Origin of the sequence: Duganella zoogloeoides (genome assembly GCF_034479515.1) — a bacterium.
Taxonomy (GTDB): domain Bacteria; phylum Pseudomonadota; class Gammaproteobacteria; order Burkholderiales; family Burkholderiaceae_D; genus Rugamonas; species Rugamonas zoogloeoides.
Genome location: NZ_CP140152.1, coordinates 1,685,564 through 1,711,298 on the forward strand (window position 1 = coordinate 1,685,564; position 25,735 = coordinate 1,711,298).

General features: G+C 62.9%; 23 protein-coding genes. 16 read left to right on the plus strand and 7 right to left on the minus strand.

The annotated features are described in order from the left end of the window. Positions 1–213 precede the first annotated feature (213 nt). From pstS to phoR, 7 genes are all read left to right on the plus strand, one after another. Positions 214–1,260 (plus strand): phosphate ABC transporter substrate-binding protein PstS, encoded by a 1,047-nt coding sequence (pstS, locus tag SR858_RS07470; RefSeq protein WP_026637338.1) that lies wholly within the window; start codon positions 214–216, stop codon positions 1,258–1,260. A 101-nt stretch (positions 1,261–1,361) separates the two neighbouring features. Further along, positions 1,362–2,408 carry a phosphate ABC transporter permease subunit PstC gene (pstC, locus tag SR858_RS07475; RefSeq protein WP_019922124.1) on the plus strand — a complete coding sequence of 349 codons (1,047 nt, stop codon included), beginning with the start codon at positions 1,362–1,364 and terminating at the stop codon, positions 2,406–2,408. Next, entirely contained in the window at positions 2,405–3,292 is an 888-nt protein-coding gene (gene pstA / locus SR858_RS07480; RefSeq protein WP_019922125.1) for a phosphate ABC transporter permease PstA, read from the plus strand. Before pstC ends, pstA begins: the two co-directional genes overlap by 4 nt. Before the next feature lie 34 nt (positions 3,293–3,326). Continuing rightward, a complete protein-coding gene (gene pstB, locus SR858_RS07485) occupies positions 3,327–4,133 on the plus strand; it encodes a phosphate ABC transporter ATP-binding protein PstB (protein WP_019922126.1) in 807 nt (268 codons plus the stop codon). A gap of 34 nt (positions 4,134–4,167) precedes the next feature. Continuing rightward, positions 4,168–4,878, plus strand: a complete 711-nt coding sequence (gene phoU / locus SR858_RS07490; protein WP_019922127.1) for a phosphate signaling complex protein PhoU — start codon at positions 4,168–4,170, stop codon at positions 4,876–4,878. A gap of 8 nt (positions 4,879–4,886) precedes the next feature. Continuing rightward, on the plus strand, positions 4,887–5,579 hold the full coding sequence (gene phoB / locus SR858_RS07495) for a phosphate regulon transcriptional regulator PhoB (RefSeq protein WP_019922128.1): 693 nt from the start codon (positions 4,887–4,889) through the stop codon (positions 5,577–5,579). Between the two features lie 4 nt (positions 5,580–5,583). Further along, positions 5,584–6,909, plus strand: a complete 1,326-nt coding sequence (gene phoR, locus SR858_RS07500) for a phosphate regulon sensor histidine kinase PhoR (RefSeq protein ID WP_019922129.1) — start codon at positions 5,584–5,586, stop codon at positions 6,907–6,909. Here the strand turns inward: phoR and SR858_RS07505 are convergent. The 4 genes from SR858_RS07505 to SR858_RS07520 all read right to left on the minus strand — a co-directional run bounded on the left by SR858_RS07505 (position 6,906) and on the right by SR858_RS07520 (position 10,780). Further along, a complete protein-coding gene (locus SR858_RS07505; protein ID WP_019922130.1) occupies positions 6,906–7,256 on the minus strand; it encodes a YkvA family protein in 351 nt (116 codons plus the stop codon). The genes phoR and SR858_RS07505 overlap by 4 nt on opposite strands. A gap of 63 nt (positions 7,257–7,319) precedes the next feature. Continuing rightward, positions 7,320–9,221 carry an AI-2E family transporter gene (locus SR858_RS07510; protein WP_154819868.1) on the minus strand — a complete coding sequence of 634 codons (1,902 nt, stop codon included), beginning with the start codon at positions 9,219–9,221 and terminating at the stop codon, positions 7,320–7,322. A 106-nt stretch (positions 9,222–9,327) separates the two neighbouring features. Further along, complete coding sequence (locus SR858_RS07515; RefSeq protein WP_019922132.1) at positions 9,328–9,882, minus strand: hypothetical protein; 555 nt, start codon at positions 9,880–9,882, stop codon at positions 9,328–9,330. 115 nt (positions 9,883–9,997) lie between these two features. Beyond that, the gene (locus tag SR858_RS07520; RefSeq protein WP_019922133.1) at positions 9,998–10,780 is read right to left on the minus strand and encodes a MipA/OmpV family protein; all 783 of its coding nucleotides are present in this window, start codon (positions 10,778–10,780) and stop codon (positions 9,998–10,000) included. A 179-nt stretch (positions 10,781–10,959) separates the two neighbouring features. Between SR858_RS07520 and SR858_RS07525 the strand changes: the two genes are divergently transcribed. Both SR858_RS07525 and SR858_RS07530 read left to right on the plus strand, forming a co-directional pair. Then, a complete protein-coding gene (locus SR858_RS07525) occupies positions 10,960–11,658 on the plus strand; it encodes a glutathione S-transferase family protein (RefSeq protein ID WP_019922134.1) in 699 nt (232 codons plus the stop codon). Between the two features lie 81 nt (positions 11,659–11,739). Beyond that, the gene (locus SR858_RS07530; RefSeq protein WP_019922135.1) at positions 11,740–12,765 is read left to right on the plus strand and encodes an SDR family oxidoreductase; all 1,026 of its coding nucleotides are present in this window, start codon (positions 11,740–11,742) and stop codon (positions 12,763–12,765) included. A 7-nt stretch (positions 12,766–12,772) separates the two neighbouring features. Here the strand turns inward: SR858_RS07530 and SR858_RS07535 are convergent, their stop codons facing one another. Beyond that, positions 12,773–13,306 (minus strand): phasin family protein, encoded by a 534-nt coding sequence (locus SR858_RS07535; RefSeq protein WP_019922136.1) that lies wholly within the window; start codon positions 13,304–13,306, stop codon positions 12,773–12,775. Between the two features lie 254 nt (positions 13,307–13,560). Here SR858_RS07535 and SR858_RS07540 point away from each other — a divergent pair, with 254 nt between their 5' ends. After that, positions 13,561–14,352, plus strand: a complete 792-nt coding sequence (locus SR858_RS07540) for an alpha/beta fold hydrolase (RefSeq protein ID WP_084669978.1) — start codon at positions 13,561–13,563, stop codon at positions 14,350–14,352. Between the two features lie 190 nt (positions 14,353–14,542). Here SR858_RS07540 and SR858_RS07545 read toward each other — a convergent pair whose 3' ends face one another. Next, positions 14,543–18,010: a discoidin domain-containing protein gene (locus SR858_RS07545; RefSeq protein ID WP_019922138.1), complete on the minus strand. Its 3,468-nt coding sequence runs from the start codon at positions 18,008–18,010 to the stop codon at positions 14,543–14,545. A 154-nt stretch (positions 18,011–18,164) separates the two neighbouring features. Here SR858_RS07545 and SR858_RS07550 point away from each other — a divergent pair, with 154 nt between their 5' ends. The 6 genes from SR858_RS07550 to SR858_RS07575 all read left to right on the plus strand — a co-directional run bounded on the left by SR858_RS07550 (position 18,165) and on the right by SR858_RS07575 (position 25,178). Beyond that, positions 18,165–19,079, plus strand: coding sequence for a patatin-like phospholipase family protein (locus tag SR858_RS07550; protein ID WP_026637341.1), 915 nt, complete (start codon positions 18,165–18,167; stop codon positions 19,077–19,079). A gap of 26 nt (positions 19,080–19,105) precedes the next feature. Beyond that, positions 19,106–19,516 carry a heme-binding protein gene (locus SR858_RS07555; protein WP_019922141.1) on the plus strand — a complete coding sequence of 137 codons (411 nt, stop codon included), beginning with the start codon at positions 19,106–19,108 and terminating at the stop codon, positions 19,514–19,516. 215 nt (positions 19,517–19,731) lie between these two features. Continuing rightward, entirely contained in the window at positions 19,732–20,901 is a 1,170-nt protein-coding gene (gene carA / locus SR858_RS07560) for a glutamine-hydrolyzing carbamoyl-phosphate synthase small subunit (RefSeq protein ID WP_019922142.1), read from the plus strand. A gap of 1 nt (position 20,902) precedes the next feature. Further along, the gene (gene carB / locus SR858_RS07565; RefSeq protein WP_019922143.1) at positions 20,903–24,133 is read left to right on the plus strand and encodes a carbamoyl-phosphate synthase large subunit; all 3,231 of its coding nucleotides are present in this window, start codon (positions 20,903–20,905) and stop codon (positions 24,131–24,133) included. Between the two features lie 89 nt (positions 24,134–24,222). Then, positions 24,223–24,699: a transcription elongation factor GreA gene (greA, locus tag SR858_RS07570; protein ID WP_026637342.1), complete on the plus strand. Its 477-nt coding sequence runs from the start codon at positions 24,223–24,225 to the stop codon at positions 24,697–24,699. Continuing rightward, complete coding sequence (locus SR858_RS07575; protein ID WP_026637343.1) at positions 24,699–25,178, plus strand: DUF4149 domain-containing protein; 480 nt, start codon at positions 24,699–24,701, stop codon at positions 25,176–25,178. The genes greA and SR858_RS07575 overlap by 1 nt, the downstream gene beginning before the upstream one ends. Before the next feature lie 49 nt (positions 25,179–25,227). Here the strand turns inward: SR858_RS07575 and SR858_RS07580 are convergent, their stop codons facing one another. Next, on the minus strand, positions 25,228–25,698 hold the full coding sequence (locus tag SR858_RS07580) for a YhbY family RNA-binding protein (RefSeq protein ID WP_019922146.1): 471 nt from the start codon (positions 25,696–25,698) through the stop codon (positions 25,228–25,230). Positions 25,699–25,735 lie beyond the last annotated feature (37 nt).

The window sequence follows — 25,735 nt, forward strand, 5'->3', positions numbered from 1 at the left end:
CTGTCATAAACCGCCAAAACTGCCCGTCTTTTATGACATGGACGTGTCACAATCACGTTATTCGCGCATGACATGCACTTGTTTTCATAGGGAAGAGGGCTGTCACTCGGCAAAAAACTTCTTTTTGGACATTTTTTCTCGATGTCATAAACCTGTCATATTGGCCGGTTAGACTTCGCAGCATCCTAACCTGTCATAACAAAGGACTTTGAAATGCGAATGAAACAACTGATCTCTTCCCTGGTAGTCGGTGCCTGCGCCATGATGGCTCTCTCGTCCGCTGCCACCGCTGCCGATATGACCGGCGCCGGCGCGACCTTCCCATACCCAATCTACGCAAAATGGGCTGAGACCTACAAAGCCTCTACCGGCAATGGCCTGAACTACCAGTCCGTCGGTTCGGGCGCTGGCATCAAGCAAATCAAAGCCAAGACCGTCGATTTCGGCGCCTCGGATGCCCCGATGAAAGCGGAAGACCTCGACGCCGAAGGCCTGATGCAGTTCCCGGCCATCATGGGCGGCGTGGTGACCGTAGTCAACGTTCCAGGCATGGCCCCAGGTCAACTGAAACTGACCGGTCCGATCGTGGCCGACATCTACCTGGGCAAGATCACCAAGTGGAACGACCCGGCAATCGCCGCACAAAACGCCGGCGTCAAGTTGCCAGCAGAAGACATCACCGTGGTGCACCGCGCCGACGGTTCGGGCACCTCGTTCCTGTTCACCGACTACCTGTCGAAAACCAGCCCTGATTTCAAATCGAAAATCGGCGCCGGCACCGCGGTGAAATGGATCGTGGGCGTGGGCGGCAAGGGTAACGAAGGCGTTGCCGCCAACGTGCAGCGTATCAAGGGTTCGATCGGCTACGTCGAGTGGGCGTACGCCAAGAAAAACAAGATGCAGCACACCCAGCTGAAAAACAAGGACGGCAACTTCCTGCAACCTGACGACGAGTTCTTCAAGGCAGCAGCCGCCAACGCCGAGTGGACCAAGACCCCGGGCTTCGGCGTCGTGCTGACCGACCAGGCTGGTAAAAACTCGTGGCCGATCACCGGCGTGTCGTTCATCCTGATGCACAAAGTGCAACCGGACGCCAACAAGGGCAAGGAAGTCGTGAAATTCTTCGATTGGGCCTTCAAAAACGGCGGCAAGTCGGCTGTTGAACTGGACTACGTACCGCTGCCTGACTCGGTGGTGAAACTGGTGCAGGATTCCTGGAAAGCCAACCTGAAAGACGCTTCGGGCAAGGCCATCTACTAATCCTGATTCCCTTCACCGCCTGCAACACAAGGCGGTGAGGGGGTTAGCCTGCGGTGCCCATGTGGACATCGCAGGCTAGCTTACCTTCCCGAGATAACAATATGAGCGCTGACATCACTACCACGCCAATTCCAAAACCGGAGCCGGCCTCGCAATTCAGTACCGCGCAGGCCACCGCTGCTGAACAAGCCGCCATGCAGTCGATGATGCGGACCATGCGCAAGCAGCGCATCCAGGACTTCTTCTTCCACAAAACCACCATGCTGTTCGCGCTGTCGGTGCTGCTGGTGCTGCTGGGTATCATCATTTCGCTCATGGTCGGCGCCTGGCCGGCTTTCAAGGAGTTCGGTCCCGGCTTCATCACCCGCGTCGAGTGGGATCCGGTCAACGACCAGTACGGCGCCATGATCGCCATCGTCGGTACCCTGGCCACCTCCGGCATCGCCCTGCTGATCGCGTTCCCGATCAGCTTTGGTATCGCGCTGTTCCTCACCGAAATCTGCCCCGCCTCGCTGCGCCGTCCGCTCGGCACCGCCGTCGAACTGCTGGCCGGCGTGCCGTCGATCATCTACGGCATGTGGGGCCTGTTCGTGTTCGCCCCGCTGTTCGGCGACTACGTGCAACCGTTCCTGAAAAGCACGCTGGGCGTGCTGCCGATCATCGGACCATTCTTCAGCGGCCCCACCATGGGCATCGGCATCCTGACCGCCGCCCTGATCCTGGCCGTGATGATCATCCCGTTCATCTCGTCGGTGATGCGCGACGTCTTCGAGATCGTGCCGGCTGTATTGAAAGAATCGGCGTACGGCCTGGGCTGCACCCGCTGGGAAGTGGTGCGCAAGATCGTGCTGCCTTACACCAAGACCGGCGTGGTCGGCGGTGTGATGCTGGGCCTGGGCCGCGCCCTGGGCGAGACCATGGCCGTGACCTTCGTGATCGGTAACGCCAACAAGCTGTCGTTCTCGCTGTTCGCTGCCGGTAACTCGATCGCCTCGACGCTGGCCAACGAATTCGCCGAATCGGACACCGTGCTGCACACGTCGTCGCTGTTCGCCTTGGCGCTGATCCTGTTTGTCATCACCTTTATCGTCCTGTCCGCCGCCAAACTGATGTTGGTTGGCATGTCCCGCAAGGAAGGCCTCAAATGAACCAAGCCGCCATCAACCCGCAGGAACCGATTGTTCCGATGAACAAGGTGTACCGCAAGCGCCTGTTCCGCCACCGCGTGGGCATCGCCATGTCGGTGCTGGCGATGTCGCTGGGCCTGGCCGTGCTGGCCTGGATCCTGGTCACCCTGGTCATCAACGGCTTTAGCGCCCTGTCGGTGAACATGTTCACCGAAAGCACCCCGGCGCCGGGCAGCGAAGGCGGCGGTTTGGCCAACGCCATCTTCGGCAGCTTCATGATCGTCGGCCTGTCCACGCTGGTGAGCACGCCGATCGGCATCCTGGCGGGCATGTACCTGGCCGAGTACGGCAACGAGAACAAGCTGGCTGCCGTCACCCGCTTCGTTACCGACATCATGCTCTCCGCCCCGTCGATCGTGATCGGCATGTTCGTGTGGGCTGCCTACGTGGCCACCACCAACCATTACTCCGGTTACGCCGGTTCGATCGCGCTGGCCCTGATTGCCGTGCCGGTCGTGGTGCGCACCACCGACAACATGCTGCGCCTGGTACCGAGCAGCCTGCTGGAAGCGGCGTTCGCCCTCGGCGCGCCGCGCTGGAAAGTGGCGATGACGGTGCGCTTGCGCGCCGTGAAAGCCGGCGTGATCACCGGCGTGCTGCTGGCCGTGGCCCGCATCTCGGGCGAAACCGCACCGCTGCTGTTCACCGCCCTGAACAACCAGTTCTTCAGCAAGGACATGAACGGCCCGATGGCCAACCTGCCGGTCGTGATTTACGGCTTTGCCATGAGCCCATACGACAACTGGCGCGAACTGGCCTGGGGCGGCGCGCTGCTGGTCACCTTCAGTGTTCTGGCGCTCAACATCGTCTCGCGCACCATGTTCAGCCAAAAAATTCCAAACTAATTAGCGACCACTTACATAAAGCGATCGACACATAATGAATACGCAACTGAGCCCAGAAACGACCACCGCGCCAGCAGGCGCCGGCAAGCGCACCACCATCGCCATCTCGAACCTGAATTTTTTCTACGGTAAGACCCAGAGCCTGACCAACGTCAACCTGAACATCCACGAGCGCCAGGTCACCGCCTTCATCGGCCCGTCGGGCTGCGGCAAATCGACCTTGCTGCGCACGCTCAACCGCATGTACGACCTGTACCCTGGTCAGCGCGCCGAAGGTTCGATCATGTACCGCGGCCGTAACATTCTCGACGCCGGCCAGGACTTGAACATGTTGCGCGCCAAAATCGGCATGGTGTTCCAGAAGCCGACCCCGTTCCCGATGTCGATCTACGACAACATCGCCTTTGGCGTGCGCCTGTACGAAGACCTGTCGAAAGGCGAGATGGACGAGCGCGTGGAATGGGCGCTGAAAAAAGCCGCGCTGTGGGGCGAAGTAAAAGACAAGCTGACCAAGAGCGGCCTGTCGCTGTCGGGCGGCCAGCAACAGCGCCTGTGCATCGCGCGCGGCGTGGCGGTGAAACCGGACGTGCTGCTGCTCGACGAGCCAACCTCGGCGCTGGATCCGATCTCGACCTCGAAAGTGGAAGAACTGATCAGCGAACTCAAGCAAGACTACACGATCGCCATCGTTACCCACAATATGCAGCAGGCCGCGCGTTGCTCGGACTACACCGCCTACATGTATTTGGGCGAGCTGGTGGAGTTCGGCGAGACCGACCAGATCTTCATGAATCCTGCGCGCAAGGAAACCCAGGATTACATCACCGGCCGCTTCGGCTGATCGAACTTATAATACGTCAATACGGAGAATCAGCATGATCGGTGAGCACTCATCCAAACAATACGATAACGAACTCGAAGCCATCCGCTCCAAGGTGCTCTTGATGGGCGGCATCGTCGAGACCCAGTTCCTCGACGCCATGACCTGCTTCCGCATCGGCAACCCGGAACGCGCCGACCGCGTGATGCGCGAGGACGACACCGTCAACCAGCTCGAAGTGTCGCTCGACGACGCCTGCAGCCACCTGATCGTGCGCCGCCAGCCGGCCGCCAACGACCTGCGCACCATCATGGCCACCATCAAGGTGATCACCGACCTGGAACGCATCGGCGACGAAGCAACCAAGATCGCCCGCACCGCCAAGGCCCTGCATTCGCGCGGCACGGCCACCGTCAACCATTACGAAATGGTGCGCAATATCGCCAACAACACCAGCGACATGCTGCACGACGCGCTTGACGCGTTTGCGCGCAACGACGGTGTGCAAGCGCTGAAACTGATCGCCCAGGATGCCGTGATCGACCACGAATTCCGTTCGATCATGCGCAACCTGATCACCTTCATGATGGAAGATCCGCGCACGATTTCGGCCGCTCTGGACACGCTGTGGGTGGCCAAGGCCATCGAGCGCATCGGTGACCATGCCAAGAACATCGCCGAGTACGTGATTTACGTAGTGGAAGGCAAGGACATCCGCCACACCAAGTCGGTGCCTGCCATCGAAGACAACATTGAACCTGCATAAACAAGCATATGGCATCTGATAAAACCACCGTACTGATCGTGGAAGATGAACCGGCGATTGTCGAGTTGGTGACTTTTTCGCTGCGTGAGGCAGGCTGGAACTGCTGCGCGGTGCAAAGCGTGGGCGAGGCCTGGGAGTTCATCCAGACCCGCACCCCGCAGCTGATCTTGCTGGACTGGATGTTGCCGGATCAAACCGGCTTGCGCCTGCTGGCGCGCATCCGTTCCGACCGCAATTTCCAGGAAATCCCGGTCATCATGCTTACCGCAAAAAGCATGGAAGAGGACAAGCTGGCGGGCCTGAACACCGGCGCCGACGATTACGTCACCAAGCCGTTCTCGCCGCGCGAGCTGCTGGCCCGGGCGCGCGCGCTGCTGCGCCGCAAGAGCCCGGAGCATGCGCAATCGACCATGCGCGCCGCCAACATCGCGCTCGACCCGGTCAGCTGCACGGTGTCGATGGACGACCAGAAGATCGACATCGGCCACGCCGAATACAAGCTGCTGAAGTTCCTGCTGGCGCACCCGGAGCGCGTGTTCTCGCGCAGCCAGCTGCTCGACAAGGTGTGGGGCGACCACGTGGTGATTGAGGAACGCACGGTGGACGTCCACGTGCTGCGCCTGCGCAAAGCCTTGAAAGAAGCCGAGCACCTGATCAAGACCGTGCGCAGCGTCGGTTACATGTTGTCGGAGAAAACCTAGTCCCATGAATCCAAAACTGCTGTTCTGGGTACCCGCCGCCTTGCGCACCGCGCTCGTTGCGGCGGGCTGCGCCTTGCTGGGCTGGATGTTCGGCTGGATGACCGGTGTTGTCGTGGCCTTGCTGGCGACGATGGTGATGGTGTTCGTGCAGCTGTCGTATTTGTACCAGCTCAGCAACTGGATGGACGACCCGCAAAGCGCCAAGCTGCCCGACGGCTGGGGCGCCTGGACCAATATCTTCTCGCGCCTGTACCGCATGCGGCGCGACGACGAAAAAAACCAGACCGAGCTCACCGAGTGGCTGGCGCGTTTCCGCCAGGCCATGCACTTGCTGCCCGACGGCGTGGTGATCATGGACGACGTGCTGTTTTTAGAGTGGTGCAACCCTGCTGCCGAGAAGCACCTGGGCCTCACGCACGAGCGCGACAAGGGCATGCGCGTGACCAACCTGGTGCGCAACCCGGACTTCATGGATTACATCATCCTCGGCCGCTACGAGCAGCCGCTGACGATCAGCTTCCGCGAGCGCAAACTCATCGTGCACATCATTCCGTTCGAGAACCGCCGCCAGATCCTGGTCACGCACGACGCCACCGAGACCGAGCGCATCGAGGAAATGCGGCGCGACTTCATCGCCAATGCCTCGCACGAGCTGCGCACGCCGCTGACGGTGATCGTCGGTTTCCTGGAAATTGCCGCCTCGGAAGGGCTGGACGTGGCCACCCGCAACGCCCACCTGAAACTGATGACGGAGCAGGGTCACCGCATGCAGCACCTGATCGAGGACATGCTGACCTTGTCGCGGCTGGAATCGGTCGATTACCCGATGCGGCCCGAAACCGTCGATGTGCGGCGCCTGATGGAGCAGGTGGCCAGCGACGCCCGCGCCTTATCGGCCGGCAAGCATGAGATCACCTTGCAGATCGACGGCCCCGACGTGGTGGGCAGCTACGAGGAATTGCATAGCGCCTTCGGCAACCTGGCCTCCAACGCGGTCCGCTACACGCCGGCCGGCGGCAAGATCGCCCTGGTGTGGCGCGAGTTCGAGGGGGGCATCAAATTCAAGGTGGAAGACACCGGCATCGGCATCAGCCCCGAGCATATTTCGCGCCTGACCGAGCGTTTCTACCGGGTGGACAAGAGCCGTTCGCGCGAAACCCAGGGCACCGGCCTGGGCCTGGCGATCGTCAAGCACGTGCTGCTGCGCCATGGCGGCACCTTGCAAATCAAGTCGGAAGCAGGCAAGGGCAGCACCTTTATCGTTTGCCTGCCCAGGAGCGCGATCGTGCCGAAGCAGGCCGAACTGCTGCTCAGTCCAGCCGCTGCCTAGTCAAACCACTGCGTCAGCGTGGCGCGGGCCTTGGCCGTGTGTTCGTCCTTGATGTACACGGCCACCGCGCCCAGCGCTGCCACCAGTATCCCGAGGTCGTCGCTGTAGCCGACCACCGGCAGCAAATCCGGTATGCCGTCCAGCGGCGAGATGAAATAGCCGAGCGCGCCATAGATGGTGGCCTTGGCCCAGCGCGGCGTGTCCGGGTCGGTGGCCGAGTAATACATTTTCAGTGCCGGTTCCAGCACGCCACGGCCCGCCGTCTTGGCGTAGCCCCTGACCTTGCCCCAGAAGCCGTCGTCGGAATACTGCGCCGTGTAGTCGGCAGCGTTGTCGGTCTTTGCCATCGTGTATCCCAGTTCAAATGATGATGCGGTCTATGGTAGCGGTAATTGCGCTTGGGCGTCGCCCTAACTCTTGCGCGGCATGGCCCGCAAGCAAGTATTAAGCGCATCCTCGAACGAAGCGGACACGTGGTCGGCCTGCGGGAAGTCGCAGTCCTTGAGGTCGCGGTTGCCGAACGGGCTGGGCAGCAGCACCGCCAACTGCTTGGCGTGCGGCAGGCGCACCCGCAGCTCGGCCATCAGCTGGCGCATTTGCGGCGTATCGTTGACCGGATCGACCGTCACCAGGCACACGATGGATACCAGCTCGGCAGTGGCTTCGGGCGGCAGCGGCTCGTCGATGTCTTCGCTGCTCATGCTGCGGGCGTCGAGTTTCTGGTCGCGCATGATGCGCACCAGGATCTCGGTGGCCAGCTCGTCGTACGACGTCGCCAGGCCCACGCTCAGGATCAGGCTGCCGGGCGGGATGTCGAACGAGCCTTGCCATTCGCCGGTGGCCGAGATGCGCCGCTCGCGCAGCTGGCGCCCGATGCCCATGCCGGCCAGCGCCGAGCTGCCTTTGCCGGCCTTGGGCGCCTTGGGGCGGCGCCACCACGACTTGCGGTCGCTCAGCGTCTCGATCACGGTAATGATGGCGCTGGTGACCTTGGCCTGTTCATCGGCCGTGATGGTCTTGCCGCGCAGGTCGAAGTTGGCCAGGTGCAGTGCCGGCACCAGCACGCTGTCGCAGTACTGGGCCAGCGTCTTCTTGCGCATGTAGCGCCGCGCCGCCGCAATGATCTCGTGGGCGTCGCCCGACAAGGCGCGCTGGTAAAAATTCTGCGGCAAGGTCAGGGCCGGCAATTCTCCGAACATGATTTCCAGCACTTTCAAAGCCCGGATGTACCGGCCGGCCACTACCAGGCAGAGGGTGAGCGGCGTGGACAGCACCAGGCCGACCGGGCCCCAGATCCAGCTCCAGAATATCGCCGCCACCACCACCGACAGAGGCGACAGCCCGGTCGTGTGGCCGTACAGCTTGGGTTCGACGGTTTGCGCGACCACGATGTCCACGACCAAAAAGATGCCGAATGTCATCAGCGCCAGCGACCAGCCCGGGTCGATCGCGGCGGCCAGCAGCGTGGCGCACAGCGCGGCGATCCAGAAGCCGACGTAGGGAACGTAGCGCAGCACGGCGGTCATCGCCGCCCACAGCAGCGCCTGCGACAGGCCGATGATCGACAGCCCGATCCAGATCACCAGCCCGGTGCACGCATTGACTGCGAATTGCGAGATGAAAAAGCGCGACAGCCGCTCGCCGGCATCGTTGACCGCGACCGTGGTGGCGCGCAAGTCTTCGCCGCCTGCCAGCCGGATGAAGCGGTCGCGCAGCGATTCATGTTCGAGCAGCACGAAGATCAGCACGATGAAGACGATGCCGGCCGTCTCCAGCGGCGGCCACACCGAAGCGACCACCTTGGAGAGAATTTGCAAGGGCTTCAAGTCCGGTTCGTGGATTTCCACCAGCACCGGCGTGGTGCCATCGCTGGCCAGGCGCGGCTTTGGCGCCTTGCCGAACTCATCGCTTGAATTCTGGGTCAGGTGCTCGATCAGTTGCCCGGCCGGGCCGCCGATGCTGCCAATGGTGCCGCGCGTGATCTCGTTGAGCACTTCGAGCTTGGTGGCGATGGTGTCCTGGTACTGCGGCAGACTGGCGCCCAGGCGCGTGACCTGGGTGACGATCACCGCGCCGGCCATCAGCACCACGGCCGCTACCACGGCCACGCCGGTGAGCACCGAGGCGGTCGGCCCCAGTCCCACGCGGCGCAATGCCCGCACGAATGGCGCGATCAAAAAGCTCAGGATGAAGGCGAGGGTGATCGGGATCAGCACGTCGCGGCCGAAATACAACAGGGCCAGGACGGTGGCGGTGCCGACCAGGCCGACAACGGCGTTGGGTAATGCGCGAGCTGGTAATGAATCTGACACCGTGTTCCCTGAAAATCGTGAGCGTGACGCAGGACGACGCACCTGCCTTGTCGAGCCTAGATTATGGGGTGCACGGTGTCAATCGAATTTACCGGACGCAACAGAGTCAGCCGGCCTTTTTCTGAGTAATGCCTGCCGCAAGCATCGCCGCGTCGCGGGCGGCGTTGATCTCGTCCACCATGTCGCTCAGGCCGCGTGCAGTCACCTTCGGTAACAGCGACTGGTCCACCTTGGACGACGATGTGATGTCAGTGGCACTGGTCTGGCCCGGCAGCGGCAGGAAATTATCGTAAATCACCGTGCCGGGTACGGCGCGCATCAGCTCGGCCAGGCGGCGGTCGGCCAGGCTCTGGCCGGCAAAGTCTTCGGTCAGTTTCAGACCCGGCACGTTCTGCTGGGTGTAGGCGCTGCCGCTGTCGTACACCATGGCGACGACCTGGCCATTCTTGACGATCTGGGCGAACACCCGGTCAGGGTTGGCAGCGGCCGCCGCCTGGTTCGCTTGCTGGCGTGCTTCCATCTGCTGGTCGTGCTGGGCCAGTTCGGCCTGCAAGTGCTCGGGTAGCTTGAATGCCACCATTTTCTTCTGCTCGACCAACTGGCCGATAGAAGTGACTGGGCCCTGGATCTTGAACGAAGCCGAACCTTCGATGCGCGACATGACAACTCCTTGGTGAATGAGAGGAAGACCAACGGCAGGTTAGCACGAAAGTAATTCTTTTGGTAAACATTGACTTTCAACTACGATAGTCGCTCGCGCCATTCACCGCGATTGCCTAGAACTTGTAGACCAGGCCGGTCGTCACCATCGGCGTGGTCTTGCGCTTGGTCAGCGGGCTGTCGGCGGCATCTCCGACCATGCGGGTCAAGCCGGCGGCGCTGGTGACCGACCAGCGCGCGTCGATCGCGTGGTTCCAGTTGACGCCGACGTTGATGTTTTCGAAGCCGCGTTCGGCGCGGTAGCTACCGTAGCCCGAGCGCGCGCTCTGGGTGGCGGTGACGCCGTAGTAGGTTTGCGCATGCTTGTTGTCGCCATAGACGGCGGAGGCGTTGAACGACAACTGGTCGCTGGCGCTGGTATAGAACGGGGTGGACGCGCCGATGGTGTAAGTGCTGCCGTTGTCGCGCCTGGACAGGGCCTGGGCGGTGCTGAGCGACAGGCCGATGGTGCCGACCTGGTAGGTAGCCGTCAGCAGGGCCAGCGCGCCGCCATGGACTTTACCCATGCCGCGCAAGTCATCGGAACCGGCGCCGAAGTTGCGCTTGTGCTCGTCGCGCTTGCCGCCATAGCCGAGCGCGGCCGAGAGACCGAAGCCGCCGGCAGCGGTCTGGTAACCGAGGCCGCGCCGGGTGCTGGCAAAGAAGCCGTTGCCGAAGCTGTGGTCGAGGATGGGAGCGCCCACCAGGTGGTTGTCGTCGGCGCCGGCGTATTCGGGCACATAGCCGATGCCGATGCCAACCAGCGTACCTTCCGGAGCGGCCTGGGCAGCGGCATGGCCGGCGGCGCCGACAGCGCACAGGGAGACGAACAGGGGGGCTAACTTGAGGCTGTAACGCATGATGATTTCCTGGAAAGAGTGGTTCGGAGTCTGCTGGCATCTGGACGTGCCGGCTGGGACGGGTGGCAGTGTGTCACAAACCGCGCCAGACGCCGACACCGCAGGTGCATCGGCATTTCAAGTATCATTTGGCGAATTCACTGGTATCGCCTGCCGATGCCGCGTCTCCTGGAGCTGCCATGCCTGATACCCCAGCACTACATTCCTCACCCCAGCCCGCGCTCACGCTGTATTACCACCCGCTGGCGTCGTTCTGCCACAAGGTGCTGATCGCGCTGTACGAAAACGGCACCGGGTTCGACAAGCGCGTCATCAACGTGGGCGAGGATGCCGACCGCGCCGAGCTCACGGCCATGTGGCCGATCTGCAAGTTCCCGGTGATCCGCGACCACGAGCGCATGCGCGACATCCCGGAAACCTCGATCATCATCGAGTACCTGGACCACCATTTTCCCGGCCCGCAGCCGATGATCCCGGCCGACTGGGACGCCGCGCTCGACGTGCGGCTGTGGGACCGGTTCTTCGACAATTACGTGCAGGTGCCGGTGCAGACCATCGTCACCGGCCACCTGACCGGCATGCAGTGCGACCGCACCAAGGAGCGCACCAAGCTCAAGACCGCCTACAAGATGATCGAGAAGCGCATGGCCAGCCGCTCGTGGATGAGCGGCGAGCACTTCAGCCTGGCAGACTGCGCGGCGGCGCCGGCGCTGTTCTACGCCGCCACGCTGTTGCCGTTCCCCGAGGAGTACACCAACCTGCAGTCGTACTTCGAGCGGCTGGTGGTGCGCCCGTCAGTGCGCCGCGTGCTGGAAGAAGCAAAACCGTACTTCCCGCTGTACCCGTTCGTGGCCGGGATTCCCGAGCGCTTCCTGTAGGGGTTGGTGCAGTGCCGCACGGTGCGCACGGTGAGAACTTGGAATGATGGGTTACTTCACTGTTCTCACTGAAAGGCAAGCATGCAACCTGAAAATCCCAACGCATCGCGCCGGGCCATGGTCGGCGGCCTCGCCACCGGCCTGCTGGGCGCGGCCATCGTTCCTGCCTCGGCAGCTTCGGCTGCGGACCAGGTCAGCAACGGCACGCCGGCATCCGCGCCAAATGTGCCACTGCTCGATCCGCGCACTGCCTATAAGCAGCCGCCGTTCGAGACGCAACAGCAACCATGGCCTGGCCTCTCCGGCAAGATGAACCCGCGCCCCGATCACGGTGAGACTACCTACAAGGGTAGTGGCCGTCTCAAGGGGCGCAAGGCGCTGATCACCGGTGGCGACTCCGGCATCGGCCGCGCTGCCGCCATTGCCTACGCGCGCGAGGGCGCCGACGTGGCGATCAATTACTTGCCGGCCGAGGAAGCCGATGCGCGCGAGGTGGCCGACCTGATCCGCGCCGCCGGCCGCAAGGCCGTGCTGATCCCGGGCGACCTCAAAGACGAAGCGTTTTGCCGCCGCCTGGTGGCGGACGCCGCGCGCGACCTTGGGGGGCTCGACATCGTGGTCAACAATGCCGCGCGCCAGTTTTCGCGCAAGTCCATTCTCGACCTCACCACCGCCGAGTTCGACGAGACCTATAAAACCAATGTGTATGCGACGTTCTGGGTGACCAAGGCCGCGGTGCCGCTGCTTAAACCCGGCGCGACCATCATCAACACCACCTCGGTGCAGGCGTACGACCCCAGCGAAAACCTGCTCGACTACGCGTCCACCAAGGCGGCGATCATGAATTTCAGCAAAGGATTGGCCAAGCAGCTCGCGCCCCAGGGCATCCGCGTCAATGCGGTAGCGCCCGGGCCATTCTGGACCCCGCTGCAGGTGACGGGCGGCCAGCCGCCGGAAAAGCTGCCCGAGTTCGGCGCTGACTCGCCGCTGAAACGCCCCGGCCAACCGGCCGAACTGGCTGCCGTATATGTATTGCTGGCCTCTAACGAGTCGAGCTACGCCACCGGCCAGGTGTATGCGGCAGTGGGCGGAGCGGGGGGGCCATAAATCCCGGCTAGTTCTTGTTGCCGCTATCTTCCGCGCTTTGCATGGACGCAGGTTCCTGCATGGCGCGGTTTTGCGTGGCGACCTGGGCGAAGCGGCTGGCCTGGTCGATCAGGTCGCGGCTTGCGGTCTGGTTGATGCGCCATTGCTGGTCGGTTTCGGCTGCGGCCTTTTGCGACACCACCTCGGCCAGCGCGGTGGCCGTGCGCGTGGTTTGCGGCACGTGCTGGCGCATCACGTCGGTGATCGAGGTCTGGAAGTCGCTGGCGATTTGCGCCACGTGCCGCTGGTACGAGTGCAAGGTCTGAGCGACGGCCTCTGCCGTGGGTCCTGCCACTTCACTGCGCTCGGCGGCCGGGGTGAGTACGGCTTGTTGCCAGGCATTGCTGGACTGTTGCAACCAGTCGCGGCCAAATTGCAGGTTGGCTTCTGCCAGTTGCCGGGTGGAGTGAACCACGGCCAGCGCCACGTCGTTGACGTACGCGATTCTTGCTGCGATATGCTCTTTGGCTACGGGCGAGATGGTGTCCACAAACGAATTCATGTCATGCTCCTCAAACTGGAAAGGGGCCAATACAGGAAGTGCCGAGAGCGCTTTGGCCGGACGCCCAGCTTCCTATAGTCGCAGGTTAAAGCGCTTTGTGCTACACCTGCGGGACGAGAAAATTTTAATTTTATTTCACCAATACATTTCTTCGCACCCTAAGCAATGCTTAAGAACTGCAAGCCAACCCAGCCGTGACAGGCTGCTGCCCCTGTGTGCGCCGACTATAATATCTGCTTCTATCAGGAGAAATTATGTCGGTACCTTCAGTTCTTTATTTGCATGGCGGTCCGGGCCTGGGCCCCGTGTTCGAACTTGCCCGTTATCCCGATGCCACCCACGTTCACTGGTGGCGCCAGCCGCTGGCCAAGCCGTGCGCGGCGCGGCCATTCCTGGATTTGCAGGCGTCCGCACTGGACGAGCTGCGCCGGCTGGCGGCTGAACGCGGCGCCCCGGTCACGCTGGCGGCCAGCTCTTTCGGCGCCCACCTGGCCGTGCACCTGGCGCGCCATGCGCCGGAGCTGATTGCCCGCATCGTACTGCTGGCCCCCACCTTCGATCCCGAACAGGCCGCGTTGCGCCTGGCCCGGCGCGCGTTCCGCGTGCACACCGACCATCCGTGCGCGGGCCAGCTGGCCATGGCGCTGGCGGCCTACGAGGATGATCCAGGCCGGCCGCGGTTCTGGGACGTGTTTGGCGCACTGTCGCTGCTGCCCGATGTGACCTCGCTGTACTTCGGTCCCAACGGTGGTGAAGCGGCAGCGCGCTCGTTCGCGGAACTGATCGAGCAACCGGGCGCCTTCGACGGCCCGACGTCGGTGGCAACCTCGGACGATTTTTCGGCGATTGATCGCCGCCCGGTGGTCAGCGCCTTTGGCGGCCCGGTCACGGTGCTGTTCGGCGCGCATGATCCGATGATTGATGCGCAGCAGGACGAGGCGGTATGGAGTGTGATCTTCCCGCAGGCAGAGTTTTTCAAAGTGGAGACCGGGCATTTCCCGCTGCTGGAACTTACCCTGGAAGAATGCGGGATCGGCGCGCCGTAGCACACTGCAGCCAGATCCGTTGCCGGGGGGCGGCCGCCTGAAAGCGTCGTTTTGCATCGGCGGACCTCCGCGCAGGCGCGCGATCCGATGCGGCGCACATTTCAATCAATTGCACACAACCCGTCCCCGCCTTCGCGGCTGTCCGCCATACGGTACGACGGCCAAGGAGCGCTCAGCTTGGCGGCGTTCGCTATTTCGCCGGCTTTTTCGGCTCCGCCGGCCCGATATTTTCATCGATATCGCTTGACGCCGACTGCACCCGCTTGTAGTCCACCGCGCCGCTGTTCTCCGGCAGTGGCGCACCGGTGTACACCAGCGCCAGTTCGGCCAATGCCGCCGTGTTGTCGGCGCCAAAGCCCGACAGGGCGGTAAAACGCAGCTGGCGCGCGGTGACATTGCGGCCGAAGGCGATGCGCTGCTGGTCGTAGGTCGAGACCAGCGAACCGCGCTGCAGCTCCTGCCAGTGCGCGCCGTCGTCGCTGGTCTCCACCAGGTATTCGCGCGCATCGCCCTCGTGGTCGCGGTGGTTCTGGCGCGGCATCAGCACCAGCCCGGAGAATGGCATCGGCTTGGCGAAGGTGATGGTCAGCGCTTGCGGCATGCGCTGCGCCTTCGGGTCGCCAGCGCTCCAGAACGTGTTCGGATCGCCGTCGATGGCGTAAGCGGGATTGTTGCCTCCCGCCGCCTGCGCACCGAGCTTTTTCATCACCAGCGTATCGAACAGCGCCAGCCGCACCTCGAAGGCGCTGACGGCCACTTGCGGCTCGAACTGGCTCGACGCCATATAGTCGAGCACCGACTTGCGCAGCTGGCGCGCGACGATGCGCTGGTCCAGGTTCGAAACCAGGTCGGCGCTGGCCATCATCAGGCGGCCGTTGCCGACTTTCGCTTCCACCAGCAAACCCAGTTTGTAGTTGCGGTTCCAGTCATCGACCGGCTGGACGATCGGTTGCAACGCGGGCGGCAATTTATCGAGATTGATGGTGCGCGCGCCCTTGATCAGTTCCGTCCATTGCCAGTCGTTGAACCGGTCGGTGGGGAAGTGCGCCAGCGCCGGGTGACGGTTGTCGATCGCTACGCCCAGCGTGCGGCTCCAGGCCGGGTTCATCAGGCGGTTCCAGAACACCGGCACGCTGTCGAGCGGCGGACCGCTCCAGTCCAGGTCCGCTGCCAGCGGCAGGTACAGCACCTTGCCGCCCTGCGCCAGGCGCGCTTCGGCCGCGTTCCAGCTGCGCGTGACCAGCACATCGGCTGGCTCGGCCGTGTCGGTGGCTGCTGCTGCCGGATACACCCAGATGCGCCAGTCGTTTTGCCCTGAAGGGAGTGGTGCGCCGCCGGTCTCGCCTGGCATTGCGCCGGCGATGGTCACCTCCAACCGGTAAGTCTGCGGCGCCGCCAGGTCGCGCAGCGGCAGTTCGATCGTGCCCAAAGCGATGTTCTTGCCGATGGCGATGGTCTGGCGCGCAAAGGCGCCGCTGGCCGCTACCCGGCCGGCGTCGTCCAGCAGTTGCCAGCGCGGCTGCGCATCGACCAACGGGGCGGCGCCGAAGTGCGCCACTTCCACCGGCACGGTCAAGCTGTCGGTCGTGGTGTATACCCGTTTGGCCAGGCGCGCCAGCGGCACGGTCTCGCCGTTAAAGCGGCGGAACTCGGGCGCCGTCACATAGCCTTTCGGCTCCCAGAAGGTATCGAGCACGCCGACCAGCGCCGTGCCCTGGCCCAGGTAGTCGTGCAGGTCCAGCAGTTGATAACCGCCCAGGCCCGGCGTGCGCAGGTTCGCTTCGATTTCTTCCTTGTAGGCCTGCACCTGGAATTTGCCCGAGGCCCAGGCAAAATCCTTGTTGCGCGCGGCCATGCCGTGGCGCGCCAGCGAGTCGCGGAAGATCTCGTAGTTCCCCGGCCGCAGGTAGCCGGTAAATTTATCGATGATGTCGTAGTCGGGGTAGGCCACCCATTGCCCGGTTTCGTGCGACACCACCGGCACGTTGACACCCTCGAGCGAGGCGCCGTAGTCACGGCCGAACCAGCCGCGCTCGCCGCGCAGCGGCTTGGGGCCGATGCGCTGCATGGCCAGGTAGTCGGTGCCCTCGGCCAGTCCCGGCACCTGCTTCTCGGTGTGGCCGGTGCCGTTGGTGTACAGCCGGCGCGGATCGGCCTGGCGATAGTGGGCGATCCACTTGTCGAATGCTTCCTTCCACTTGCCTTTCGGTTCGTTGCTGGGACTGAGCAGCAGGAACGATGGGTGGTTGCCGTAGGCGCGTATCATGCGCTCGGTTTCTTCGTACAGCATCGCCTCCATGGCCGTGCCGGGCGAGACGTCGTTCCACATGCCCGGTTCCGGTTGCAGGTACACCCCCAGTTCGTCCGCGGCCTGGAACGCTGCCTCGGGCGGGCAGAACGAGTGGAAGCGGATGTGATTGATGCCCCAGTCCTTGTTGATCTGGATAATCTTGCGCCAGTAGGCGAGGTCGGTGGGCGGATAGCCGGTGAGCGGGAAGTCGCCGCCGTGGTGGGTGCCGCGCAGGAAGATGGTGCGGCCGTTGAGCACGAAGTCCTTGCCGACGGCGGTGATCTGGGCAAAGCCGAAGCGTACGTTCTTCGTGTGGGCGGCATGCGGGCCTTGCAGTTGCAGGCGCAGGTCGTGCAGCACCGGGTGGAATTCGTCCCAGGTCTGCGCGTTGGCTGCAAACTTGACGGTGATCTCGGCGCTGCCGCCGCTCTCGCTCCAGCGCACCGGGTGGCGCACGCCATTGGCAGTGATGGTACCGCTGCCGGCGCGACCACCGGCGTTGCCGATCCTGATTTTCACCAGGGCGGTGCGGTTTTGCACGTTCGGGTACACCTGGGCGTCGTCGATCCATACGGGGGACGTCGCGCGCAGTTCCAGTTTGCCGATGATGCCGTTCCAGCTCATGCCCAGCGAATCGGAGACCGAGTGGGCATCGGGCCGGTACGCCATCAGCATACGGTTGTCCACCCGGATCGAGATGCGGTGGCGGCCCGGCGCCAGCAGGCCCAGGTCGTAATCATGCGCCGCCACCAGGCTGAGATTACTGCCCACCTGGCGGTCATCGACCCACACGGTGGATCCCCAGCGCGGCCGCTCCAGGTGCAGCACCACGCGCTGCCCGCGCCAGCCCTTCGGCACATCGCCCCGGCCGCCTGCTGCGGCCGGAATATCACCCCGGCCGCCGGCTGCGGCCGGAATATCACCCCGGCCGCCGGCTGCGGCCGGAATATCACCCCGGCCGCCGGCTGCGGCCGGAATATCGATCTCGCGCTGGTACCACGCGGCGCCCAGGTAGTGCTTCGGCGGCTGCGACAGGAACGGTACCTTGACCTGGCCGGGCGTGGTGTGGGTCTTGTAGTCCTCGCGCAGCTGCCACTGCTTGTCGTACAGCGACAGCACCCACGGCGTGCCGGTGCCGATATCGTCGCCATACCCTTGCGCCTGCAGGATGCCGGGCAGGGTGATCCGGTCTTGCAACTCCCGCTTGAACCATTGCTGCTGCACGCCGGTATCCTGGCGGTCGAGCGCGAAACGCCACTGGCCGGCCAGGTCGAGCACCACGCTGGCATCGGGCTGTGGCGCGGCGCCGGCGACCGGCGCGGTCAGGGAACTGAAGAGGAAGAGGGCGATGGCGAGAATGCGCTGCATGGCAGACCTTGGCGACGGCAATGGCTGGGAAGCGCAGATTATCGGCCATAGTCCGGCGCTTGCGGGCGCGCGGACGCTCAAATCGCTGCGCGTTTGGCGGTGATGGGGCTGCTTGCGATAGAATGTGCTGCGCCCATTTTTCATGCGACCATTCATGCCCTTACGCCGTCTTGCCCTTTTATCCATCACGCTCGCCGTCGCCGCCCTCGGCGGTTGTAAAACCACACCGGTGATCGACACTCCCGTACCCGTGACGCCCATCGCTGCGCCTGAGCCGAAGAAAATCAAGATCGGCCTGGCCCTGGGCGGCGGCGCCGCGCGCGGCTTTGCCCACATCGGCGTGATCAAGGCGCTCGAAGCGCAGGGCATCTATCCGGACGTGGTGGTCGGCACCAGCGCCGGCAGCGTGGTCGGCGCCCTGTACGCGGCCGGCAATACCGGCTTCCAGCTGCAAAGGCTGGCGTTCGACATGGACGAAGCGGCGATTTCCGACTGGGCCATGCCGCTGTTCGGCAAGAGCACCGGCGTGCTCAAAGGCGAGGCGCTGCAGGCGTATGTGAACAAGGCCGTCAACAACCAGCCGATGGAAAAGCTGAAAATTCCGTTCGGCGCAGTGGCCGCCGACCTGAAAAACGGCCAGCCGATCCTGTTCCAGCGCGGGAACACGGGCATGGCGGTGCGGGCCTCGTCGTCGGTGCCCGGCGTGTTCCAGCCGGTGACCATCAATGGCAAGACGTATGTCGATGGCGGCCTGGTGGCGCCGGTGCCCGTAAAATTCGCGCGCGACATGGGCGCCGACTTTGTCATCGCCGTCAACATCTCCACCCAGGCCGACGTGCAGGCCACCGTCAGCTCGGTCGATGTGATCATGCAGACGTTTAGCATCATGGGCCAGCGCATCAACCAGTACGAATTGAAGGACGCCGACATCGTCATCACCCCGAGCCTGGGCAAGATGGCCAGTAACGATTTTAATAGCCGCAACCAGGCCATCCTGGCGGGCGAGCAGGCTGCCGCCCAGGTGATGGCCCAGATCAAACAGAAGCTGGAAGCGAAGCGCCGGCCCTAAATATCGATTCAACCAGAAGGAGTGTCATGCAAACCAAACCATACCTGTCGCTTGCCGACGTCAAGAAAATCGCTGCCGCCGCCGAAGCGGAAGCACTGGCCAACAACTGGGCGGTGGCGATTGCCATCGTCGATGACGGCGGCCACTTGCTGTGGTTGCAGCGCAATGATGGCGCCAACGCGCTGTCGTCGCACATCGCCCCGTCGAAAGCGCGCGTGGCCGCGCTGGGCCGCCGCGAATCGAAGATTTACGAAGACATCATCAACGGCGGCCGCACCGCGTTCCTGACCGCGCCGTCGCCGCAGGCCGATGGCATGCTTGAAGGCGGCGTGCCGATCATCGTCGATGGTCACGTGGTGGGCGCAGTGGGCGTGTCGGGCGTGAAATCGACCGAGGACGCGCAGATTGCCAAGGCTGGGATCGCCGCAGTCGTGTAACGTTGCTGTCGAATCAAGGGCCGCCAATTCGGGCGGCCTGCCTTGTCAAACGGTGGGGAACTGGTTATAATTCAAAGGTTTAGCCAATCACACCCTACCGTAGCGACTACCACTCACTCCATCATCAATTGACCTTCTACCCGCACATCACCACGCGGGCACAACGACGGTCGTCTGACGTGGCGCAGCTACGGTAACTTTATCAGGAGTTGCCCTTGCCGCCATTTTTTTCTGGCTCCACCGTTCCAGCCATACTGGCCCTCGCTGATGGAACCATCTTCAAAGGTTTTTCGATCGGCGCTGCCGGTCATACGACCGGGGAAGTCGTTTTCAATACGTCCATGACCGGTTACCAGGAGATCCTCACCGATCCTTCCTACAGCCGCCAGATCGTCACCCTCACTTACCCGCACATCGGCAACTACGGCATCAACCCCGAAGACGTCGAGTCGTCCAAAGTCCACGCCGCCGGCCTGATCATCCGTGACCTGCCGCTGCTGGCCTCGAACTTCCGCTCCACCCAGTCGCTGGCCGAGTACCTGAAGGCCGAGAACATCGTCGCCATCGCCGGTATCGACACCCGCAAACTGACCCGCATCCTGCGCGAGAAGGGCGCCCAATCCGGCGCCATCCTGGTCGGCACGCAAGGCAATGAGCCATCGACGTCGCAAGCGCTGGACCTGGCCCGTTCCTTCCCCGGCCTGTCGGGCATGGACCTGGCCAAGGTGGTCTCGGTCACCGCGCAATACGAAACCGTTGAAACCGAATGGACCCTGGGCACGGGCTACGGCAAGCTGGCCGCCGCCGACCAGAAATTCCACGTGGTCGCCTACGACTTCGGCGTCAAGCGCAATATCCTGCGCATGCTCACCGCGCGCGGCTGCAAGGTCACCGTGGTGCCGGCGCAAACGTCCGCTGCCGATGTGCTGGCGCTGAACCCGGACGGCGTATTCCTGTCGAACGGCCCTGGCGATCCGCAGCCATGCGACTACGCGATCGCTGCCGCCCGTGAATTCATGGTGAAAAAGATTCCGCTGTTCGGCATCTGCCTCGGCCACCAGATCATGGGCCTCGCTTCCGGCGCCACCACCCTGAAAATGAAATTCGGCCACCACGGCGCCAACCACCCGGTGCAGGACCTCGACAGCAAGCAAGTGCTGATCACGTCCCAGAACCACGGCTTCGCAGTCGATCCCGACACCCTGCCGGCCAACTGCCGCGTAACCCACGTGTCGCTGTTCGACGGCTCGCTGCAGGGCTTTGAACGCACCGACACCCCGGCGTTCTGCTTCCAGGGCCACCCTGAAGCATCGCCCGGCCCGACTGACGTCGCTTACCTGTTTGACCGCTTCATCGGCCTGATGGAAGCTACGGAGAAAAAATAAGATGCCTAAACGTTCTGACATTAAAAGTATTCTGATTATTGGCGCTGGTCCGATCATTATCGGCCAGGCCTGCGAGTTCGATTATTCCGGCGCCCAGGCCTGCAAGGCCCTGCGCGAAGAGGGCTATAAAGTCATCCTGGTCAACAGCAATCCTGCGACCATCATGACCGACCCGGAAATGGCCGATGTCACCTACATCGAGCCGATCACCTGGCAAGTCGTCGAAAAAATCATCGCCAAGGAAAAGCCGGACGCGATCCTGCCGACCATGGGCGGCCAGACTGCACTGAACTGCGCACTGGACCTGCATCGCCACGGTATCCTCGACAAGTACAAGGTCGAGCTGATCGGCGCCACGCCCGAAGCCATCGACAAGGCCGAAGACCGCTCCAAGTTCAAGGATGCGATGACCAAGATCGGCCTGGGCTCGGCCCGTTCCGGCGTGGCGCACTCGCTCGACGAAGCGTGGGCGGTGCAGCGCGAAGTCGGCTTCCCGACCATCATCCGTCCGTCGTTCACCATGGGTGGCAGCGGCGGCGGTATCGCCTACAACGAAGAAGAATTCGAAGCGATCTGCAAACGCGGCCTGGAAGCGTCGCCAACCAACGAGCTGCTGATCGAAGAGTCGCTGCTGGGCTGGAAAGAGTACGAGATGGAAGTGGTGCGCGACAAGGCGGACAACTGCATCATCATCTGCTCGATCGAAAACCTCGACCCGATGGGCGTGCACACCGGCGACTCGATCACCGTGGCGCCAGCGCAAACGCTGACCGACAAGGAATACCAGATCATGCGCAATGCCAGTCTGGCGGTGCTGCGTGAGATCGGTGTCGATACCGGCGGCTCCAACGTGCAGTTCTCGATCAACCCGGCCGACGGCCGCATGATCGTCATCGAAATGAACCCGCGCGTGTCGCGTTCGTCGGCCCTGGCCTCGAAAGCGACTGGCTTCCCGATCGCGAAAGTCGCGGCCAAGCTGGCCGTGGGCTTTACGCTGGACGAGCTGCGCAACGAGATCACCGGCGGCGCCACGCCAGCATCGTTCGAGCCATCGATCGACTACGTGGTCACCAAGATCCCGCGCTTCACGTTCGAGAAATTCCCGACCGCTGACCACCACCTGACCACGCAAATGAAATCGGTTGGCGAAGTGATGGCGATCGGCCGCACCTTCCAGGAATCGTTCCAGAAAGCCTTGCGCGGCCTGGAAGTGGGCGTCGATGGTCTGAACGAAAAAACCAAGGACCGCGAAAAGATCGAAGAGGAACTGGGCGAGCCAGGTCCCGAGCGTATCTGGTACGTGGGCGATGCATTCGCCCAGGGCTTCACGCTGGAAGAAGTGCACGCGCTGACCAAGATCGATCCATGGTTCCTGATCCAGATCAAAGAGATCGTGGACATCGAGCTGTGGCTCGACACGCAAAAGCTGGACCTGCTCGACAAGCCCACGCTGTACAAGCTGAAACAGAAGGGCTTCTCGGACCGCCGCCTGGCCTTCCTGCTGCAAACCGATGCCAAGGCCGTGCGCACCCGTCGCCACGAACTGGCGATCCGTCCCGTGTACAAGCGCGTGGACACCTGCGCCGCGGAATTTGCGACCAACACCGCGTACATGTACTCGACGTACGACGAAGAGTGCGAGTCCGCCCCGACCGACAAGAAAAAGATCATGGTGCTGGGCGGTGGCCCGAACCGTATCGGCCAGGGTATCGAGTTCGACTACTGCTGCGTGCACGCGGCGCTGGCGATGCGCGAAGACGGCTACGAGACCATCATGGTCAACTGCAACCCTGAAACCGTCTCCACCGACTACGACACGTCCGACCGCCTGTACTTCGAGTCGCTGACGCTGGAAGACGTGCTGGAAATCGTCGAGCTGGAAAAGCCGGTGGGCGTGATCGTCCAGTACGGCGGCCAGACCCCGTTGAAACTGGCGCTGGACCTGGAAGCGAATGGCGTGCCGATCGTCGGCACCTCGCCGGACATGATCGACGCCGCCGAAGACCGCGAGCGTTTCCAGCAACTGCTGCACAAGCTGAACCTGCGCCAGCCGCCTAACCGTACCGCCCGTACCGAAGCCGACGCCCTGGCGCTGGCGCAGGAAATCGGCTACCCGCTGGTGGTGCGTCCTTCGTACGTGCTGGGCGGCCGCGCCATGGAAATCGTCCACGAGCAGCGTGACCTCGAGCGCTACATGCGCGAAGCGGTCAAGGTCTCGCACGATTCGCCGGTGCTGCTCGACCGCTTCCTGAACGACGCCATCGAGTGCGACGTCGATTGCATCAGCGACGGCGAAACCACCTTCATCGGCGGCGTGATGGAACACATCGAACAGGCTGGCGTGCACTCGGGCGATTCGGCCTGCTCGCTGCCACCGTACTCGCTGGCGCAGGAAACCATCGACGAACTGAAACGCCAGACCGCGCTGATGGCCAAGGGCCTCAACGTGGTCGGCCTGATGAACGTGCAGTTCGCGATCCAGAAGCAGGACGTGGACGGCGTACAGCAAGACGTGGTGTACGTGCTGGAAGTGAACCCGCGCGCTTCGCGCACGGTACCGTTCGTGTCGAAAGCGACCGGTCTGCAGCTGGCCAAGATCGCCGCCCGTTGCATGGTCGGCCAGACCCTGGCAGCACAAGGCATCACCGAAGAAGTGGTGCCGCCGTACTACAGCGTCAAGGAAGCCGTGTTCCCGTTCGTGAAGTTCCCTGGCGTCGATACCATCCTCGGACCAGAGATGAAATCGACCGGTGAAGTGATGGGCGTGGGCCGTACCTTCGGCGAAGCGTTCGTCAAGTCGCAGCTGGGCGCCGGCGTCAAGCTGCCGAAGTCGGGCAAGGTGTTCCTGTCGGTGAAATCGTCGGACAAGCCGCGCGCCGTCAAGGTGGCGCGCGACCTGGTCGATGCCGGCTTCTCGCTGGTGGCCACCAAGGGCACCGCTGCCGTGATCTCCACGGCCGGCATCCCGGTCACCGCCGTCAACAAGGTGGCTGAAGGCCGTCCGCACATCGTCGACATGATCAAGAACCACGAGATCGTGCTGGTGATTAATACGGTGGAAGAAAAACGCAGCGCCATCAACGACTCGCGCGCGATCCGCACGTCGTCGCTGGCCGCGCGCGTGACCACGTACACGACCATCGCCGGCGCCGAAGCGGCAGTGGAAGGCATCCGTCATCTCGACGAATTGCAAGTGTACGATTTACAAGGGCTGCATAAGGCTTTACACTAAACCTTAGCGGTACCCAATTAACCACAGAGCTCACGCTGCAGTTGGCGTGGCCTCTGTGGTTTTCCATTGTAAAAACAGAGTAAACAGATATGACTTCAGTTCCACTTACCATATTCGGCGCAAATCTCCTGCGGGAAGAGCTGCACCAGTTGAAGACCAAAGAACGCCGTATCGTGATCGACGCGATTGCCGAAGCGCGCTCGCACGGCGACCTGTCCGAAAACGCCGAGTACGATGCCGCCAAGGAGCGCCAGGCGTTTGTGGAAGGCCGTATTGCCGAACTCGAAGGCAAGCTGAGCGCCGCGCAGATCATCGACCCCACCACGCTCGAAGCCGATGGCCGCGTGGTGTTTGCCGCGACCGTTGATCTGGAGGACCTCGAGTCCGGCGCCAAGGTCACGTACCAGATCGTCGGCCTCGACGAAGCCGATCTCAAACTGAGCAAAGTATCGGTGACCTCGCCGATCGCCCGCGCGCTGATCGGCAAGTCCGCCGGCGACGTGGTGGAAGTGCAGGCGCCGTCCGGCCCGCGCGAATACGAAATTCTGGAAGTGCGTTACGTCTGATGCTATTAGCCCGTACCCGTTTGCTGGTTGCCACGCTGTGGGCCGGCAGCCTGTGGGGCGTCGGCTATATCGCCGCGCCCACGCTGTTTGCCACCGTGCCTGACCGCGTGCTGGCCGGCACCATCGCCGGCAGCCTGTTCAACACCCAGGCCTGGGTGTCGATCGCGTGCGGCGTGTTGATGCTGCTGCTGTTGTGGGCGACCAGGCCCGGTACCGAAGGCATCTTTGCCGGTCCGGCCGTGAACATGGCAGCCAAGGGCCGCCGCACGGTGATGATCATCGTGGTGGTAATGCTGGCGTGTACGCTGGTGTCGCACTTCGGCCTGCAGCCGATGATGGCCGCGTTGCGCGCGAGTGCTGGTCCGGGAGGGGTGATGGAATCGGCTGCCAAGAACGAATTCGGCATCCTGCACGGCATCTCCAGCAGCATCTTCCTGGTACAAAGCCTGCTGGCTGCGTGGCTGGTGGTAAAACAATAACTGCACCGTCGCTGCCGCCTGCGCGGGAGCGACGATACGTTGGCGCAGCTTACTTCGAACCGAGCGCGCTTTTCTTGCTGGACTTCTGCTGTGGCTTGGCGCGTTTGATGTTGCCGCCCTGGGTCACTCGCTCATTCCCTTTAAGCAATACCTTGGTCACCGATGGACGCTTGGTGCCGCTCGGGCTAGGCTTGACGATGGTCACTTCGCGCAGGCCCTTGCCGGACGTGGAGCGTTCCTTGGTGGTTTCCACCTTTGGACGGTACAGCACGAACAGCTTGCCGATGTGTTGCACCGGTGCTGCTTCGAGTTCCTGGCAGATGGTGTCGTACATGGCAACGCGCGCTTCACGGTCGTCGCCGAACACGCGCACCTTGATCAGGCCGTGCGAATCGAGGCCCAGGGAAATTTCCTTGAGGACGTTGGCGGTCAGTCCCGCTTCGCCGATCAGGACGATGGGCTTGAGCGCGTGAGCTTCGGCGCGCAGGGCACTGCGCTCAACGGGGGTAAGTTTAATCATAATTAATTTCTGGTAGTTCTCTTAAAGGCAGTATTCT